Genomic DNA, 3,209 nt, shown 5'->3' with positions numbered 1-3,209 from the left:
CTTAAACAGAACGAATGTCAGACCTGAATTACCACCACCTGCGCTACTTCTGGGCCGTCGCCCATGACGGCAACCTGACCCGAACGGCCGAGCGGCTGAACCTGTCGCAATCGGCTTTGTCATCGCAAATCAAACAGTTGGAAGAACGGATCGGGCAGACCCTGTTCGAACGCCGGGGCCGCGCCCTGCACCTGACCGAGGCGGGCCGCATCGCGCTGGATCACGCCGACACGATCTTTGCCGCCGGAGAAGAACTGCTCGACACGTTGCGCGAAACCGCCCGCCCTGCCCGCGCTTTGCGGGTCGGCGCGCTGTCGACCCTGTCGCGCAATTTCCAGATCACGTTCCTGGAGCCAGTTCTTGGCAAACCCGATGTCGAAGTGATCCTGCGCTCGGGCAGCGCCGCCGAACTCTACGCCGCCCTCGACGCGCTCAACCTTGACGTGGTGCTGACCAACACGCCCCCCGCCCGCGACGCGATCAGCCCCTACCTGACGCAAAAACTGGCGGACCAGACCGTGGGCCTCTTCGGCACAGCCGACCGGGTGCAGGGCAACCGCCCGTTCGAAGACCTCGTGGCCGATCACCCGCTGATCCTGCCCACCCGTGACACCCAGATCCGCAACGCCTTTGACACGCTCCTGTCGCGTGTGCGCGTCAAGCCCACCATCGCCGCAGAGGTCGATGATATGGCCATGATCCGCCTTCTCGCCTTGCGCGGCACAGGATTGGCCGTGGTGCCGCCCATCGTCGTGCAGGACGAACTGGCACGCGGCGATCTGGTGCAGGCGGCGATGCTGGATCTGCATGAGCTTTTCTATGCGGTGACGCTGGACCGCAGGTATCCGAATCCGCTTCTCAAAGAACTGCTGGAGGTCGCGGGCCGTTAAGGAATGATCTCGAACCTGGTCACATCGACCATGCCCCGATCCGTGATCTTGAGCGCCGGAATGACTGGCAGGGCGAGGAACGCAAGTTGCAGGAACGGCTCGTTCAGGGTGACGCCCAGGCCCTTCGCAGCGCGGCGCAGATCGACCAGCCGGTCATGCACCTCTTCAAAGGGCTCAAGGCTCATCAACCCGGCGACGGGCAACGCCAATTCAGCCAGCACCTCGCCCCCGGCCGCCACGACGAAACCGCCTTCGATCTCGGACAACCGGTTCGCGGCCAGCGCCATGTCGGCGTACTCCACCCCGACGCAGGCGATGTTGTGGTGATCGTGGCAGACGGTCGACGCAATCGCCCCGCGTTGCAGGCCAAAGCCGCGCACAAAACCCGTGGCGATGTTGCCGTTCTTGCAGTGCCGTTCAACCACCGCGATGCGGATCAGGTCACGGGCGGGATCGGGGCGCTTGTCGCCATCTTCTACCGCGATCACCTCGCGCAGGTGTTCGGTAATGATCTTGCCCTCAACAATCCCGATCACGTCCGTCTCGCCCCGGTTCGCCTTGGCCCGGAAATCCTCCGCGCTCAGGTGCGGCGCATGGACCGAGCCCGTGCCAACCGTGTCGATTTTTGACCGTTTGGCAAAATTCTCTGCCGTGGCCTCTACCCCGGCGCAGAACACCGCTTGCACATCGCACGCCTCGAGCGACCGAACCGCCACGATATCCGCCCGCTTGCCCGGCGCGATCAGACCGCGATCCTTGAGCCCGAACGCCTCGGCCCCCGAAAGGGATGCGGCGCGATAGGCGACCAGCGGCGGCGTGCCCAAGGCGATCAGGGTGCGGATCATGTAATCCAGATGCCCCTCCTCCGCGATGTCCAGCGGGTTCCGGTCATCCGTGCACAGGCACATATAGGGCGCGGTGCGTTCGGTCAGCAGCGGTTGCAGGGCGTGCAAATCCTTTGACACCGACCCCTCGCGGATCAGCACGCGCATGCCCTTTTGCAGTTTCTCACGCGCCTCGTCGGCGGTCGTTGCCTCGTGCTCGGTCGAAATTCCGGCGGCGATATAGGCGTTAAGGTCCATGCCGCGCAGCTGCGGGCAATGGCCGTCGATATGGCCACCCTCGAACAGGTGCAGTTTCTCCATCACCTGAGGATCGCGGTGGATCACACCGGGGTAGTTCATGAATTCGGCCAGCCCGATGCCCGAAGGATGCCCCATGAGCGGCGCCAGATCGACTGCCAGCAATTCGGCCCCGGCGGTCTCCATATGGGTGGACGGCACGCAAGAGGACAGCTGCACGCGAATGTCCATCAGCGTGTGGCAGCTTGCCTCCTGGAAATAGCGGATGCCTGCCGCACCGATCACGTTGGCGATCTCGTGCGGGTCGCAGATCGCGGTGGTGACGCCGTGGGGCGCCACGCAGCGGTCGAATTCGAAGGGCGTGACGAGGGAGCTTTCGATATGCAGATGCGTGTCGATGAAACCGGGCACAAGCGTGAGTCCGGTCATGTCGCGGATCTCGGCCCCATCATACTGGCCGCAGGTGCCCGCGATCACGCCGCCAACAATCGCCACATCGCCTTCCAACAGGTCTCCGGTGACGAGATCGAGCGTCTTTGCGCCGCGCAGGACAAGATCGGAAGGCGCGTCGCCGCGACCAACTGCGATACGGCGGGCCAATTGGTTTGGCTCTGACATGGCGGGGTGCTCCTGCTTGGTTCTGGACAGTCTATGCCAGCGCGTGCGGGACAACCAAGCCCGGATTCTTTAGCGCTGACGACTCAGCATCGTATTTTTGTCCGTCTCACAAGGAACGGGTCGACGTGATTGAAAACTGCGCACCCGTTAATGGCATACAACGGCATACCGGATCAATTTGTCACACCCGAAGACATCCCTGTCTGTCCGCGTCCACAGGTCCCTGTTACCGCAAACGGCTTTCATTTTGCTTCCTGAAAGATGCGAGGTTTTTGAGCAGGTTACGTAACGTCTCGTAAATTTGTTTACATTTTTTCCAGCCATAGTGAAAATTATTTACATCTAACTTACTGTTTTTTATTTAGTTATTTCATTGTTTTCACCATCGCGTATGATCCGCCACAAGTCGCGATAACACGTCTGTGATCGCAGTCAGAAGCGCCCGAGGAGGATCGGGCGGTGTGAGGGAGATCGAACCGATGAATGACCTAACCACAAGCGATGAAGGCACACCTGTCCATCCGCCAATAGCCGAATTTACGTCAAACGCCCATATTGACGCTGCGCGGTACGAGGAGATGTATGCGCGGTCTGTGTCTGATCCGGAAGGGTTCTGGGC

2 protein-coding genes are annotated in these 3,209 nt (G+C 61.4%); one reads left to right on the top strand and one right to left on the bottom strand.

What is annotated here, in order from left to right; all coding sequences use genetic code 11:
• The first annotated feature begins 14 nt into the window (after nt 1–14).
• Entirely contained in the window at nt 15–890 is an 876-nt protein-coding gene (locus ACTIEN_RS22050; protein ID WP_439525287.1) for a LysR family transcriptional regulator, read from the top strand.
• Here the strand turns inward: ACTIEN_RS22050 and ade are convergent.
• On the bottom strand, nt 887–2,590 hold the full coding sequence (ade, locus tag ACTIEN_RS22045; RefSeq protein WP_439525286.1) for an adenine deaminase: 1,704 nt from the start codon (nt 2,588–2,590) through the stop codon (nt 887–889). The two genes, ACTIEN_RS22050 and ade, sit on opposite strands and share 4 nt — an antisense overlap.
• Nucleotides 2,591–3,209: the final 619 nt, after the last annotated feature.

Origin of the sequence: Marivita sp., assembly GCF_051859345.1 — a bacterium.
In the GTDB taxonomy this organism is placed as follows: domain Bacteria; phylum Pseudomonadota; class Alphaproteobacteria; order Rhodobacterales; family Rhodobacteraceae; genus Marivita.
Note: the sequence above shows the minus strand (reverse complement) of the source record. Positions and strands in the feature narration are given on the sequence as shown.